General features: G+C 70.8%; 13 protein-coding genes and 1 tRNA gene. 1 reads left to right on the forward strand and 13 read right to left on the reverse strand.

The window, feature by feature from the left end:
• Window position 1 precedes the first annotated feature (1 nt).
• The 4 genes from LXT12_RS00240 to LXT12_RS00255 are packed head-to-tail and all read right to left on the reverse strand — an operon-like array spanning window position 2 to window position 5,011.
• Entirely contained in the window at window positions 2-1,669 is a 1,668-nt protein-coding gene (locus tag LXT12_RS00240) for a bifunctional 3-(3-hydroxy-phenyl)propionate/3-hydroxycinnamic acid hydroxylase (RefSeq protein WP_233388315.1), read from the reverse strand.
• A gap of 21 nt (window positions 1,670-1,690) precedes the next feature.
• On the reverse strand, window positions 1,691-2,659 hold the full coding sequence (locus LXT12_RS00245) for a fumarylacetoacetate hydrolase family protein (RefSeq protein ID WP_233388317.1): 969 nt from the start codon (window positions 2,657-2,659) through the stop codon (window positions 1,691-1,693).
• Window positions 2,660-2,677: 18 nt separating this feature from the next.
• Window positions 2,678-3,823, reverse strand: a complete 1,146-nt coding sequence (locus tag LXT12_RS00250; RefSeq protein ID WP_233388320.1) for a VOC family protein — start codon at window positions 3,821-3,823, stop codon at window positions 2,678-2,680.
• A 12-nt stretch (window positions 3,824-3,835) separates the two neighbouring features.
• Entirely contained in the window at window positions 3,836-5,011 is a 1,176-nt protein-coding gene (locus tag LXT12_RS00255; protein WP_233388322.1) for an OmpP1/FadL family transporter, read from the reverse strand.
• A 231-nt stretch (window positions 5,012-5,242) separates the two neighbouring features.
• Here LXT12_RS00255 and LXT12_RS00260 point away from each other — a divergent pair, with 231 nt between their 5' ends.
• A complete protein-coding gene (locus LXT12_RS00260; protein ID WP_233388324.1) occupies window positions 5,243-5,911 on the forward strand; it encodes a TetR/AcrR family transcriptional regulator in 669 nt (222 codons plus the stop codon).
• Window positions 5,912-5,942: 31 nt separating this feature from the next.
• Here the strand turns inward: LXT12_RS00260 and LXT12_RS00265 are convergent, their stop codons facing one another.
• From LXT12_RS00265 to selB, 9 genes are all read right to left on the reverse strand, one after another.
• The gene (locus LXT12_RS00265; RefSeq protein ID WP_233388325.1) at window positions 5,943-6,443 is read right to left on the reverse strand and encodes a nuclear transport factor 2 family protein; all 501 of its coding nucleotides are present in this window, start codon (window positions 6,441-6,443) and stop codon (window positions 5,943-5,945) included.
• A gap of 137 nt (window positions 6,444-6,580) precedes the next feature.
• Window positions 6,581-8,299 (reverse strand): urease subunit alpha, encoded by a 1,719-nt coding sequence (gene ureC / locus LXT12_RS00270; RefSeq protein WP_233388327.1) that lies wholly within the window; start codon window positions 8,297-8,299, stop codon window positions 6,581-6,583.
• Window positions 8,296-8,601 (reverse strand): urease subunit beta, encoded by a 306-nt coding sequence (locus tag LXT12_RS00275; RefSeq protein WP_233389655.1) that lies wholly within the window; start codon window positions 8,599-8,601, stop codon window positions 8,296-8,298. The genes ureC and LXT12_RS00275 overlap by 4 nt, the downstream gene beginning before the upstream one ends.
• Window positions 8,601-8,771, reverse strand: coding sequence for a hypothetical protein (locus LXT12_RS00280; RefSeq protein ID WP_233388329.1), 171 nt, complete (start codon window positions 8,769-8,771; stop codon window positions 8,601-8,603). The genes LXT12_RS00275 and LXT12_RS00280 overlap by 1 nt, the downstream gene beginning before the upstream one ends.
• Before the next feature lie 8 nt (window positions 8,772-8,779).
• Window positions 8,780-9,082, reverse strand: coding sequence for an urease subunit gamma (locus tag LXT12_RS00285; RefSeq protein ID WP_233388330.1), 303 nt, complete (start codon window positions 9,080-9,082; stop codon window positions 8,780-8,782).
• Between the two features lie 4 nt (window positions 9,083-9,086).
• Entirely contained in the window at window positions 9,087-9,668 is a 582-nt protein-coding gene (locus tag LXT12_RS00290; RefSeq protein WP_233388332.1) for a nitroreductase family protein, read from the reverse strand.
• Between the two features lie 138 nt (window positions 9,669-9,806).
• Entirely contained in the window at window positions 9,807-10,673 is an 867-nt protein-coding gene (locus LXT12_RS00295; RefSeq protein ID WP_233388333.1) for a putative selenate ABC transporter substrate-binding protein, read from the reverse strand.
• Window positions 10,674-10,840: 167 nt separating this feature from the next.
• A tRNA-Sec gene (locus LXT12_RS00300) sits at window positions 10,841-10,933 on the reverse strand.
• Window positions 10,934-10,939: 6 nt separating this feature from the next.
• Window positions 10,940-12,886, reverse strand: a complete 1,947-nt coding sequence (selB, locus tag LXT12_RS00305) for a selenocysteine-specific translation elongation factor (protein WP_233388335.1) — start codon at window positions 12,884-12,886, stop codon at window positions 10,940-10,942.
• Window positions 12,887-12,987: the final 101 nt, after the last annotated feature.

A 12,987-nucleotide genomic window follows, 5' to 3' on the forward strand; every position in this document is an offset into this window, starting at 1 on the left:
CCTAGGCGCCTCGCGGGCTCAGCGAAGCGCCCTGCTCGGGCTGCCGACCGGCCTCGGGGGTGACGCGGCGCAGGGCCTCGTCGAGCATCTCCCGCACGCGCTCCACGGGCCCCTCGGCCATCACGCAGCGGTCCGGGCGCACGATGACGACCCAACCGAGCGGCACGCGACGGGGCAGCAGCGTCTCGTCCAGCGCCTCCAGGCGCTGGTCCGTGGCCGCCAGGTGCTGGGCCTGTGCGCGCTGGCACCATTGCCAGACCTTGCCGCCGGCCCGCTGCCAACTGTGCAGTTGATCGGGCCGCAGCCGGGGGGTGGGGTCCACGCCCACGCCCACGAGGGCCCAATGCAGGCCGAAGGCGTCGTCGCTCAACACCGGAGCGCCGCCGGCGGGGCGCACCCAGCCTTGCGGCAGCGTCGAGCCGGCACGCAGGCGCTCGTGGCGGCGGTCACGCCAGAACAGCCCCGTGTCGAAGGTGTTCTCCGGCTTGATCTTCAGGTCGTCGAACAGCGCCCTGCCCTTGGGCAGCAGCCGCAGGGTGCGGATCAGCCCGTGCATCAGGAAGGCGGCGGCTCGGTTGCCCGGCATCACCAGGGCGCCCAGGAAGCGCGCCAGGTTGATGATCTTGCGGGCATGCGGCCGGCGCTCGGCGTCGTAGCTGTCGAGGATGCGGTCGTCGGCACGCTCCTTGACCACCCAGGCCAGTTTCCAGGCCAGGTTGGCCACGTCCCGCAGCCCGGCGACAAGGCCCTGCCCGGCGAAGGGCGGGGTGATGTGCGCCGCGTCGCCGGCCAGGAAGCACCGCCCCTTGGAGAAGGCCCTGGCCTCGCGGGCGTGGAAGCGGTAGACCGCCGTGCGCTCGATGCGGACCTTGTCGACGTCGCACCAGGGGGCGAGCAGCCGGCGCACCGACTCCGGACGCTCCATCGCCTGGGCGTCTTCGCCGGGGTGGAGCATGAACTCCCAGCGCTGCCGGCCACCCGGCGCCACCATGCGGGGCGTCGGCCGCCGCGGGTCGCAGATGAATTCGATGTGATCGATCGGCTCAGGCACGTCGAGGGCGTCGACGATCAGCCAGTCCTGCGCGAAGGTGCGGCCTTCGAACTCCAGCCCGAGCAGTCGGCGCACCAGCGAGTTGGCGCCGTCGGCGCCGACGAGGAAGCGCGCCCGCGCCTGCCAGGCGCGACCGTCGGCGTCCCGCAGGCTGGCCTGCACCTGCCGCCCGTCGTCGGCCAGGCCCTCCATCTCCACGCCCAGGCGCATCTCCACGCTGGCGCTGGCCGCGAGCCTGGCGCGCAGCAGCCGCTCCAGCTCGGGCTGGTAGAAGGTCACCAGCATGGGGTGGCCGTCGATGATGCCGGCCGTGCCGACGCGGGCGAAGCGCCCGAACAGCGGCGAGTGGTATTGCACCTGCGGGATGGCCACCGTCGACAGCTCGCCGTCCTGCAGCCCCACCAGCTGCAGGATGCGCAGGGCCTCGTTGTCGAGGGCGATCGCGCGCGGCTTGGTGAAGATGTCGGTGGCCTTGTCGATGGCCAGCACGCGCACGCCATAACGGCCGAGCAGCACGGCCAGGGCCGCACCCACCGGCCCCAGGCCGACGACGATGACGTCGGTGTCGACGCTGCCCGCCGCCGAGGAGGCCGGCAGGGACGTGGATCGAAAAGACATGAGGAACCTCGGTAGGCGGAGTCAGGGGCCGGTGATGACCGTGGTCTGCTCGCCCAGGTCGATGGCGCCGTCATCGGTGCGGATCGACAGGTGCAGGCGGTCGCCGGGGCGAAGGTAGGCCGGGTTGGACAGGCCCTTGCGGATGAAGAGCTGCCACTTGCGCGCATCGCTCAGCAGGTGGCGGGCCAGGAACATGGCGGCCCGGCCGGGTGCGCGCGCGGCGCAGCCCGCCGGCGTGCCGGTGGCGATCAGGTCGCCCGCATGGACGTCGTGCAGGCCGGCCAGCTCCGTCAACGTGGCCGCCGGCGGGTGGATCATTTCGCGGCAATAGGCCTGCTGGCGCGTCTGTCCGTTGACCGCCAGGCGCATGTGCAGCTCGGGCCAGCGGCGCCACTCCTCGGGCGTCAGCAGCACCAGCCCCGGGCCGACCGGGCCGAAACCGCGGTAGCTCTTGCCCTTGTAGAACTGCCCCTGGGGCAGCTGCACGTCCCGGGCGGACAGGTCGTTGACGATGGTCACGCCGCCCAGCCACTGGCCGAGGTCGTCGGCGCTCACGCGGGCACCGGCCGGTAGGCTGCGCCGCAGCACCAGGCCGAGTTCGATCTCGTAGTCCAGCAACCGGACGTGCGCGGGCCGCACGACCGGGGCGTCAGCAGCCGTGATGCACGACGGGGCCTTGGTGAAGAGGGTGTTGAACGGGAACTGCGACAGCTGCAGCCCCGACTCCTCGACGTGGCTGCGGTAGTTGATGCCCTGGCAGATGAACTGCTGGTCCGTCGTGACCGGCGCCAGCAGGCGGACGCGGGCGCGCGGCAGGCTCGCCTGCGCGGGAGGCAGAGACCAGATCCGGTCCCAGTGGTCGGTGAGCAGGCGCCCGGTGGAAAGATCGCCCACGCCGAGGGGCGCGATGGCGCTGCCGAAGGACACGCCCCAGGCGGGCGTGGCGCTGGCGTCGTCGTTGGCGGTGTAGCGGATGAGGGTGCGTGGCATGGCGTCGTGTGGAGGAGTTCAGGCCCAGGGTCGGGCGGGGGCGTCGAGTGCCTCGCCGAGCAGCTTCAGTCGCTGCGGCGTGATGGCCTTACGGCGCAGCAGGCCGAGCACCCGCAGCAGGGTGCCGACGGTCTTCCTGGGCTTCATGGAGGCGGGTGCGTCGTCGCCCCAGGCCCAGATCCCGCCGAACTCCAGCGGCGAGTACGCCGTCTCGAAGTCGGCGGTGAACAGGTCGCCGTCGGTGTAGTGCTCGTACTCGAAGCCGTCGGGGTCGATCCAGTAGTCGAACAGCTGGCTGCCGAGGACGTGGCGGCCTATGCCCCACATGTGCCGGTGCCCTTGCGCGCGCAGCACCTGCTGCCCCTGGCCCAGGGCGTCCAGGTCGACGACTTCGTAGGCGCTGTGCTCGTATTTCTCCTCGATGCCGCCGACGATCACGACGGTGTGATGGTCGGCCGGCTGGTCGCCGAGATCGAGGCGGAAGAAGGCCAGGGCCGGGCTGCCGTCGGCCAGGTATTGCACGTCGGTGGGGATGATGGCCAGCACCCGCTGGTACCAGTCCGCCAGGCGCGGGAAGTCCACGGTCTGCATCACCACATGGCCCAGCCTGACGACCTGCGCGGGCTCGAGGGGCGCGCGGATGGTGCGATTGACCCGTGGCGCGAAGAAGGCCGTGTTCATGTCCGCGACGAGGGGCTCGCGGACGGGCAACGCGTCCACCGGGGTCTGGCCTTGCAGGAGCCAGACGCTGCGGCCCGCCGGGTCGGCCAATTCGACGCCCCTCCCGCCGCCGGGAATGCGATCGGGCGGGATGGGCCTCGCGCCCATGTCACGCACGAAGCGCTCGAGGTCGGTGCCGTCTGACATGCGAAAGGCCGGGCCGACGAAGCGGTTCACCCTCCCCTTCGTGGCGATCGAGATGCAGGCCGAGGTGCCCGTGCCCCGCGCGACCAGGGCGTCAGCCGACCGGCTCACGATGTGCAGGCCGAAGTCCCGCCAGAAGTTCTCCGTCGAGACCAGGTCGCGCTTCTCCCAGCGCAGGAAGGCCAGTTCGACGGCGCGGCCCATCGCCGGCGGCCGGGGCAGTGGCTGGATGCCTGGCGGCAGGCGGCTTTCCGGGGTCGCCTCGGCTTGGCGCAGCACCGCGCGGTGGATGGAACTCATCGGACCTCCCGATCAGAAGCGTTGTTGCCAGCCGGCCATGAACATCTGTACCTGGCTGGTGAGATTGGTACCCGTGCTGGCGCCAGTGCCGGTGAGCGTGGTGCGCGGGTTGAACTCGTAGCCCAGGCTCAGCTCGGACTTCGGGTCGAGCGCCCAGGACAGGCCCACGGTGAAGGCCTTGTCATGGATGGCGGGCACGAGCAGGTTCTGCGTGGCGCGCGAACTGTCGATCTGAGCGTGGTTGCGGCTGAAGCCGGCGCGCAAGGTAAGGCGCTCGTCGGCCTGCCAGGAGACGCCGATGCGCAGCACCGGCTGGTTGCGCCAGCCGAAGCCGTTGGGGTCCTGCATGACCTTGAGTTGTCCCCAGAGGATGCGCAGCCAGTCCGCGGCGATCGTCACGCCCGGGCTGGCCTGCCATGCGACGCCGACGCCGTATTGCTCGGGTACATCGAGCCGACCGGCGCTGTAGGCGAGCAGGTCGGCGTCGTAGCCATCCAGCTTGCCCATGCGGGTGCGGGCCTTGTAGTTGGCGCCCAACGTCACCGCTTCGACGGGCTTCCACAGGGCGCCGACGCGCCAGCCCGCGCCGGTGGAGCTCTGCGAGCCATGCCCTTGCAGCGGCAGCAGGCCGCCCGGCACCGGTGCCGGCACGATCACGCCATCGGCCTCGAATTGCTGGCGGGCCAGCGTCAGGCCGAAGCCGACGGCGAGGCCTGGAGCGGGCTTCCAGGCCAGCGTGGGGACGAACTCGGCGACACGCAGCGTGGAGCTGGCCTTGCCGGCGCCGGGCACGGGCAGCGCCGCCTGGCGGTAGTCCGACCCCGAGCCGCCGCCCGAAACGCTGAAGCCCACCGCCAGGCCGGACGACAGCTGCCAGTTCAGGCCGCCTTGAGGGCCGGCGATGGTCTGCCGGTTCTCGAGCCGGTTGCCCGGCAACACGTAGTCGGCCGTCGAGTGCCCGCGGAAGACCTGCAGGTCCAGCGTGGCCGAGGTCGGCACGAAGGCCATGCCGGCCGGATTGTTCGCCGCGGCGTTCGCATCCAGCGGCAGCGCGATGGACGCACCGCCCATCGAGGCGTTTCGGACGCCATTGCCTCCGAGCTGGGCGCCGTTGATGGCCAACGCCGCGCCCGGCAGGCACAGGGCGCCGGCCAGGACGGCAGAGATCGGGAAGGGTCGGTGGGGCATGTTGTCTCCGGTGTGTCGTGAGCTGGCATCTCTTTGGATGCCGCTTGATCCTCGTCAAAATGACGATATTGTCATCATGACATTGACGTTCGCTTTGCGTGTTCCGGGCTTACCCTAGGCCACCGCGTCTGGCACGGGGCGTCATGTCGACGAGTTGTCACGATGACGGCGGCGTCACAATGAACGGGGCCGACCCTCCGGCCCGAGACGCGAAAGGCAAGAACGATGTCCATGGAAGATCACCGCCCGCGGGTCGCCGCCGAGCGGCGGGAGCGGATGCGGATGCGGCTGCTCGGCACGGCGGTGCGCATCGGCGCCGAGAAGGGCCCGGCCGCGCTCACCATCGACGACATCGTGGTGGGCGCGGAGGTCGCCCGGGGCAGCTTCTACAAGTACTTCCCGTCCATCGATGCACTGCTCACCGAGGTGGCGACGCAGATCGCCAACGAAATCATCCGCTTGGCCGAGCCCGTGGTTCAGCAGTTCGACGACCCGGCCGAGCGCGTCGCCGGCGGCATCCGGCTGGTGTCGCGGGCCGCGGTCGAGCGGCCGGCGGTGGCGGCCTTTCTCGTGAGGCTGGGCTGGCCCGACGTGCGGGGGCCCGACATGCTGCTGGACTTCGTGCGGCGAGACCTCGCCGCCGGGATTCGCCAGCGGCGGTTCGTGCGCATGCCCATCACGCTGGCCCTGAACATCACCGCCGGCGCCGTGCTCGGCGCCTCACGCTGCATGCTCTACGACGATTGCGAGAAGGACTTCGCCGAGCAGACCGCGGCGGCGGCGCTGCGCGCTCTCGGCCTGCCTCCCGACGAAGCCAAGAGCATCTCGACGCGGCGCCTGGGCTCCATCGCCTGGCCGGAGGCTGGGTTGTTCTCCGAGTCAGCCCCCGACCCTGCCTGAACGGCGCACGAAAGGCCAAGCAGCACCACGGTCACTGCTGCAGCGTGGGCCCGCCGTGATAGACCTTGTTGGCGATCCGCCATTCGCCGTTCACCTTGAGCAGCACGAAATAGTCCGTGAACGTGGTGGGGCCATGAACCAGCGTGGCCTTGGCCGCGGCGGCATCGCCTTGGACATCGATCCAGTCAATGGTCCGTACCCGCGACGCCTCGTCCGCCGCCACGGCCCCGGTGAAGAGGCCCGCGTAGTCGTCCAGCGTCCACGACGTGAACTTGCCCTGGCGGTTGCCCTCGACGTGGGCGGTTGGCAGGAAGGCATTGCGCATCGCTGCCGCGGACGCCTGCGCATGGCCGCGCAGGTATTCCTCGATGGTTTTCCGGATCGCCTGCTGGTCCGGCGAGTCCGCCGATGCTGTGGGGTGACGGCTCATGCTGGATTGGGTTTGGGCCGGCGCTCCCGCGGTGGGGCAGCCCCGAGGCATGGATTCTTCGGCCACGGCCGGGCCCGTGGCGGCCAGGGCCAGGGTGACCATGAGGGGGATGAGGGTTTGCTGAAGCGCTCGCATCGGAGGGAGCCCGGCAGGTTGCGGTGAACGCAGTGAACCCCAACGGGCTGCGGCCGTCAAACGTCGGGGTTAGCCGGCTCCCCCCACCTTGCGAATGCGCACGCTCAGAACAAGAAATACCTCTGCGCCATTGGCAACTCCTTGGCCGGCTCGCAGGTCAGCAGCACGCCGTCGGCCCTCACCTCGTAGGTCTGGGCGTCGATGTCCATGGTCGGCAGGTAGTGGTTGTGCACCATGTCGGCCTTCCTGACCGAGCGGCAGCCCTTCACCGGCACCAGGGTCTTGGCCAGGCCCAGCTTGGCAGCAGCGCCCTGCCCCGCCTGGCTGACGAAGGTGAGCGAGCCCTGGGCCAGCGCGCCGCCGAAGGCGCCGAACATCGGGCGGTAGTGCACCGGCTGGGGCGTGGGGATGGAGGCGTTGGGGTCGCCCATGGCCGCGGCGGCGATGAAGCCGCCCTTCAGGATCAGCGCGGGCTTCACGCCGAAGAAGGCCGGCTTCCAGAGCACGAGGTCGGCCCACTTGCCCACCTCGATGCTGCCCACCTCGTGGCTGATGCCGTGGGCCAGGGCCGGATTGATGGCGAGCTTGGCGAGGTAGCGCTTGACCCGCGCGTTGTCGTTGCCGTCGCCGTCGCCGGGCAAGGCGCCACGCTGGACCTTCATCTTGTGCGCCGTCTGCCAGCAGCGCAGGGACACCTCGCCAACGCGGCCCATGGCCTGGCTGTCGGACGAGAACATGCTGATGGCGCCGAGGTCGTGCAGGATGTCCTCGGCCGCGATGGTCTCGCGGCGGATGCGGCTCTCGGCGAAGGCCAGGTCCTCGGCGATGCCGGCGTCCAGGTGGTGGCACACCATGAGCATGTCGAGGTGCTCGTCCAGCGTGTTGACGGTGAACGGGCGCGTCGGGTTGGTGGAGCTGGGCAGCACTTCTGGCAAGCCCACCACCTTCATGATGTCCGGTGCATGGCCGCCGCCCGCACCCTCGGTGTGGAAGCTGTGGATGGTGCGGCCCTTGAAGGCGGCGATCGTGTCCTCGACGAAACCGCTCTCGTTGAGGGTGTCGGTGTGGATGGCGACCTGCACGTCGGTCGCCTCGGCCACGGCCAGGCAGTTGTCGATGGCGGCCGGCGTGGTGCCCCAGTCCTCGTGCAGCTTCAGGCCGATGGCGCCGGCCTCGACCTGCTGCATCAGGCCTTCGGGCCGGCTCGCGTTGCCCTTGCCCATGAAGCCCAGGTTCATCGGGAAGGCCTCGGCGGCCTTGAGCATGGTGGCGATGTGGCTGGGCCCCGGCGTGCAGGTGGTGGCCAGCGTGCCGGTGGCGGGGCCAGTGCCACCGCCGATCATCGTCGTCACGCCGCTCATCAGCGCCTCTTCGATCTGCTGCGGGCAGATGAAGTGGATGTGGGTGTCGATGGCGCCGGGCGTCACGATGTAGCCCTCGCCCGCGATGATCTCGGTGCCGGGGCCGATGACGATGTCCACGCCCGGCTGCACGTCGGGGTTGCCGGCCTTGCCGATGGCGGCGATGCGGCAGCCGCGCAGGCCGATGTCGGCCTTGACGATGCCCCAGTGGTCGAGGATGACGGCGTTGGTGATGACGGTGTCCACCGCGTCGCCCGCGCCCGGGCCGTTGGGGCGCTGGGACTGGCCCATGCCGTCACGCACGGTCTTGCCGCCGCCGAACTTCACCTCCTCGCCGTAGCCGCCCGAACGCAGCGTCAGGTCCTGTTCGATCTCGATGACGAGGGCGGTGTCGGCCAGGCGCAGCCTGTCGCCGACGGTGGGGCCGAGCATCTCGGCATAGGCCCTGCGGGAGATCTTCATAGCTTGCCTTGGACCAAACCGCGAAAGCCGTAGACCGTGCGGTCGCCGGCCAGGTCGACGAGCTCGACGGTGCGCGTCTGCCCGGGCTCGAAGCGCACGGCCGTGCCGCTGCAGATATTCAGCCGCATGCCGCGCGCGGCCTCGCGGTCGAAGGCGAGCGCGGCGTTGGTCTCGGCGAAGTGGTAGTGGGAGCCGACCTGGATGGGCCGCGTACCGGCGTTGGCCACCTTGAGGGTGAGCGTGCGGCGGCCGGGGTTGAGCTCGATCTCGCCGTCCGCGGTGAGGAGTTCGCCGGGAATCATCACTTGCGTCCCTTCACCAGCCACCACAGGGCCAGGCCGGCCACCGCCGCCAGGGCCGAGAGGGCCGTGCCATCCCAGCCATGCAGGTGCAGGGCCGGCGCACCGTGGCCGTCGTGGGCCAGGGCGGAGGCGCAGGCGATCAGGGGCAGGAGCAGCAGCATCGTGCGCATGGCGGACCTCATGGGATCGGTTGGTGGACGGTGACGAGCTTGGTGCCGTCGGGGAAGGTGGCCTCGACCTGGATCTCCGGGATCATCTCGGGCACGCCGTCCATCACGTCGGCCCGGGCCAGGATCTCGCGGCCCTCGCTCATCAGCTGGGCGACGGTCTTGCCGTCGCGCGCGCCCTCGAGGATGGCGGCGCTGATGAAGGCCACGGCCTCGGGGTAGTTGAGCTTCAGGCCCCGCGCACGGCGGCGTTCGGCCAACAAGGCGGCGGTGAAGAGCAGCAGCTTGTCTCGTTCTCGGGGAGAGAGTTCCATGGCTTCAGGCTTTGCAAGGGGGATGCCAGTCGACCAGCACGTCAGCCGCAGCCGGCTTGCGCGAAGGGCCGGTGGGCGTGCGGGCCGGCGTGCCCAGGGCGATCCAGCCCACCAGGGTCTCGCCCGGCTCGCAGAAGGCCGCCGAGATCTGCGGGTTGCGCACCTTGGCGCCGCTGAGCATCTTGCCGCCGAAGCCCAGGGCGTGGGCCGCCGTCATGAAGCTGGCGAGGGCGCCGCCCAGGGCCGCCCATTGCTCGTGGGCCGGCACCTGCGGATGGCCCAGGTCGATGCGGGCCACGACGGCGACGGTCAGGGGCGGCTTGAGGGCCCGTTCCGCATCGAGGGCGGCGCCCTCCTCGCCCTTGCCGGCCGCGCGGGCGGCGTCGGCAAACAGGGCGGCCATGCCCTCTTTCGCCGCGCCACGCACCAGCTTGAAGCGGTAGGGCACCAGTTCGGCGTGGTCGGGCGCGCGCAGGGCGGCCTCGGCCATCAGCGCGAGCTGGGCGTCGCTCGGCCCGGGCTCGACGAGGTATTTGGGGCCGACCGAATAGCGCGTCAGCAGGGCGTCGAGGCTTGAGGGGTGCACTTCAGTTCTCCAGAGCCGCGCGGCACCCGCAGCGGATGAAACGAATGCGGAAATGCAACCACAGAGGCACAGAGCCACGGAGAGGAGTCTTCTCGGTGTTTGCTCTGTGCCTCCGTGTCTCTGTGGTTGCCTTTGATTTCACTTCAACAGGCCCGCGTTCTCGGCGGCGGCCTTGATGCCGGTGTAGTTCTCGGGCTTGGTGGGGATGAAGCGCGTGGCGCGCTGCAGGCCGAGGATCTCCTTGCCCTGGGGCGTGTTCGGGTCCAGCGCCAGGAAGGCGGCCTTGATCTTCTCGCGCAGGGCCTCGGGCATGTCGGCGTGGACGCTCCAGTTGTAGTCGTAGTAGGTGGGCGTCGTGTAGAAGACCTTGACCTGGGCCGGGTCCACCTTCTTCTCGGCCAGGAACTTCTCCCAGACCGAGATGTTGAGCGCACCGGCGTCGACCTTGCCGCTGGCCACCGCGGCGATGGTGGCGTCGTGCGCGCCGCTGAAGGCCACGCGCTTGAGGTCGGTGTCGGGGTTGATCTTGGCGGCCAGCAGGTAGCTGCGCGGCATCAGGTGGCCCGAGGTGCTGCTCTGCGAGCCGAAGGACAGGGTGCGGCCCTTGAGGTCTTCGAGCTTGTGGATGCCGCTCCTGGCCTCGGTGATGAAGACGGAGCGGAACTTCTCGTCCTCCTCGCGCTGCACGAGCGGGATGATCTTGCCGCCGGAACGCGCATTGGCCTGCACGAAGGTGAAGCCGCCGAACCAGGCCAGGTCGATCTTCTTGTTGACCACGGTCTCCACCGCAGCGGCGTAGTCGGTCACCGGCGTCCACTCGACCTTCATGCCGAGCTTGCTCTCCAGGTACTGGCCCAGCGGCGCGAACTTGCGGGCCAGCTCGGTGGGCGACTCGTCGGGGATGGCGGTCACGCGCAGCACCTGCTGCGCCTGGGCGGCACCGGCGATGGCCAGCGACAACATCACACCACGCGCCAGACTGGCGACGATTCGAGACAGGTTCATGCAGTTCTCCAAGGGTTGAGGGGTCAGCTCCAGTATCGCCACGTTGGGCGTTCAGTCGGCGTCGCGAGCGGCCTCAGGTGGGTTCGAAGCGCGCGGCCGTACTCCCGTACGGCGAGCACTGCAGGACCCAGATGTGGCCGCGCAGCAGCCGATTGAATGCCCAACGGCGGAGGGGCGTGGGAGTCGAACCCACCCAGCGATGCGTGGCATCACCCACCGGGTTTGAAGCCCGGCCGACACACCGGTGTCGTTGCCCCTCCAGGTATTCATGACGAGTTCTCGGCGAAGAGCGCGCTGTCGGCGCGCAGCCGATGTTCGTCGCCGACCCGCCGCAGCAGGCCGACACGGTCGAAGTGTTCCAGATGTTGGATGGCGCGCTTGCGGCCCAGGCCGGTCGCGTCGCGAAAAGCCGCGGCGGTGACCGTGGCGTGCTCGTCGGCGAGCCGCCGCGCGATGGCGGCCAGCAGGTTCATCGTCGCCTTGTCGCAGTAGAGGTCCTTCACGACCTGATGCAGTTCGCCCTGCCGCGCAAGCCGCGCCAGGGTGGCGCGCACCAGCGGCTCGGGCTCGCCGCAGTCCTTGGCGAGGTCGCGCGCCCAGGCGCCTTCGGCTCCGGCGGCAGCCAGGCGGGGGGCGATCTTCTGCGCGATGCGCTGCTCGACCGCGGAGAGCTGCACGCCATGCTCGGGCAGGTGGACGAAGCCGCCGCGCATCACCACCCGGCCGCCCGCGCGCGCCTCGTCCAGCAGATCGCGCCACAGCGGCTCGGCCAGGCGCGGCGCGACGAGGCGGCGCAGCCGGCCTGCTTCGGGGCCGAGTTCGTCGGGCGAACGGGCATGGAAATCGGCCAGCGTGGCCAGCAGTCGGGCCGTCAGCGCCGCGCGCGGCGCCTCGCCGAGGGCCCAGCCCTGCAGCGGCTCGGCCAAGCCCTCGGCCTGGGCAAAGCGGGCCAGGTCCAGGCCCAGCGGCGACAGCGTCAGCAGGCGCTCGCGGCGCCGGGCCAGCGTGGGCAACTGGCAGGCCGCGAGTTCGGCCAGGCGCTCGGGCGTGCGGCGGTAGCGGGCCGGCGCGAAGGGGTCGAGCACCACGCCGCCGGCGAGCGTCCGGGTGGCGCCGGCATCGCGCAGCACGAGGCGGTCGCCGCGCCAGGCGCCGACGGTTGCCTGGCAGACCATCTGCACGAGGCCGCTGCCGCCGGGCTCGATGGCGTCGCCCTCGGACAGCACGGCCACGCTGGCCATGACCGACTGCGCCCCGAGGTGGAGGTGCACGCGCGCACCCGAGCGCAGTGCGCGGGCCTCGCCCGGCCACAGGCGCAGCTGCGCGTCGAAGCGGTCGGTGGCCAGGGCCGCGGCGGGCGCCGTCAGCCACTGGCCGCGCGGGGCCTCGTCGCGGTCGATGCCAGCCAGGGCCACGGCGCAGCGCTGCCCGGCCCGGGCCCGCTCGACGGCGCGGTTCTGGGCGTGCAGGCTTTTCACTCGCGCCCGCCGGCCCTGCAGCGCGAGTTCGTCGCCGATGGCGATCTCGCCCGCGTGCAGGGTGCCGGTGACGACGGTGCCCACGCCGGCGAGGCTGAAGGCCCGGTCCACGGCCAGGCGGGCGGCCAGCCCCTCCGAGGCGCGCGGCGGCTGCTGGCGGGCGGCGGCGAACAGCAGCTCGCGCAGTTCGCGCACACCCTGCCCTGTCGGCGCCGACACGACGAGCACCGGCGCGGCCTCCAGGCCCGAGCCGGCCAGCAGCGCCCTGACCTCCTGCCTGAGCGCATCGATGCGGCCGGGCTCGGCACGGTCGGCCTTGGTGATGACGACGGCGCCCCGGGTGATGCCGAGCAGGCTGAGCACGGCCAGGTGCTCGCGCGTCTGGGGCATGACGCCGTCGTCGGCGGCCACGAGCAGCAAGGCGAAGTCGATGCCGCTAGCGCCGGCCAGCATGGTGTGGACGAGCTTCTCGTGACCCGGCACGTCGATGAAGCCGATTCGATCAAGTCCCCGGGCGGGAATACCGTCCGCCCCCCGAGGGGGCAGCGCCCCGGCTTCGGGCGGCCGGGCGCCAGGTCGCTCGTCCAGCATGGGCACGTCAAGGTAGGCATAGCCCAGCTCGATGCTGATGCCGCGGGCCTTCTCCTCGGGCAGGCGGTCGGTGTCGACGCCGGTGAGGGCGTGCACGAGCGTGGTCTTGCCGTGGTCGATGTGGCCGGCGGTACCGACGATCACGGTGCTGCCTCCAGGGGCGATGAACACGGCCACAGAGGCACAGAGGCACAGAGAGGCTGCGCTTCATCCGAGCGCCTCCGTGTCTCTGTGCCTCTGTGGCC

It is taken from the genome of Pelomonas caseinilytica, assembly GCF_021353235.1.
GTDB classification, from domain to species: Bacteria; Pseudomonadota; Gammaproteobacteria; order Burkholderiales; family Burkholderiaceae_C; genus Pelomonas; species Pelomonas caseinilytica.

Excerpts from the sequence above, each read along its gene's own strand:
- LXT12_RS00240 (WP_233388315.1), bottom strand. The coding sequence starts at position 1,669 with ATGTCTTTTCGATCCACGTCCCTGCCGGCCTCCTCGGCGGCGGGCAGC.
- LXT12_RS00245 (WP_233388317.1), bottom strand. The coding sequence starts at position 2,659 with ATGCCACGCACCCTCATCCGCTACACCGCCAACGACGACGCCAGCGCC.
- LXT12_RS00250 (WP_233388320.1), bottom strand. The coding sequence starts at position 3,823 with ATGAGTTCCATCCACCGCGCGGTGCTGCGCCAAGCCGAGGCGACCCCG.
- LXT12_RS00255 (WP_233388322.1), bottom strand. The coding sequence starts at position 5,011 with ATGCCCCACCGACCCTTCCCGATCTCTGCCGTCCTGGCCGGCGCCCTG.
- LXT12_RS00260 (WP_233388324.1), top strand. The coding sequence starts at position 5,243 with ATGGAAGATCACCGCCCGCGGGTCGCCGCCGAGCGGCGGGAGCGGATG.
- LXT12_RS00265 (WP_233388325.1), bottom strand. The coding sequence starts at position 6,443 with ATGGTCACCCTGGCCCTGGCCGCCACGGGCCCGGCCGTGGCCGAAGAA.
- ureC (WP_233388327.1), bottom strand. The coding sequence starts at position 8,299 with ATGAAGATCTCCCGCAGGGCCTATGCCGAGATGCTCGGCCCCACCGTC.
- LXT12_RS00275 (WP_233389655.1), bottom strand. The coding sequence starts at position 8,601 with ATGATTCCCGGCGAACTCCTCACCGCGGACGGCGAGATCGAGCTCAAC.
- LXT12_RS00280 (WP_233388329.1), bottom strand. The coding sequence starts at position 8,771 with ATGCGCACGATGCTGCTGCTCCTGCCCCTGATCGCCTGCGCCTCCGCC.
- LXT12_RS00285 (WP_233388330.1), bottom strand. The coding sequence starts at position 9,082 with ATGGAACTCTCTCCCCGAGAACGAGACAAGCTGCTGCTCTTCACCGCC.
- LXT12_RS00295 (WP_233388333.1), bottom strand. The coding sequence starts at position 10,673 with ATGAACCTGTCTCGAATCGTCGCCAGTCTGGCGCGTGGTGTGATGTTG.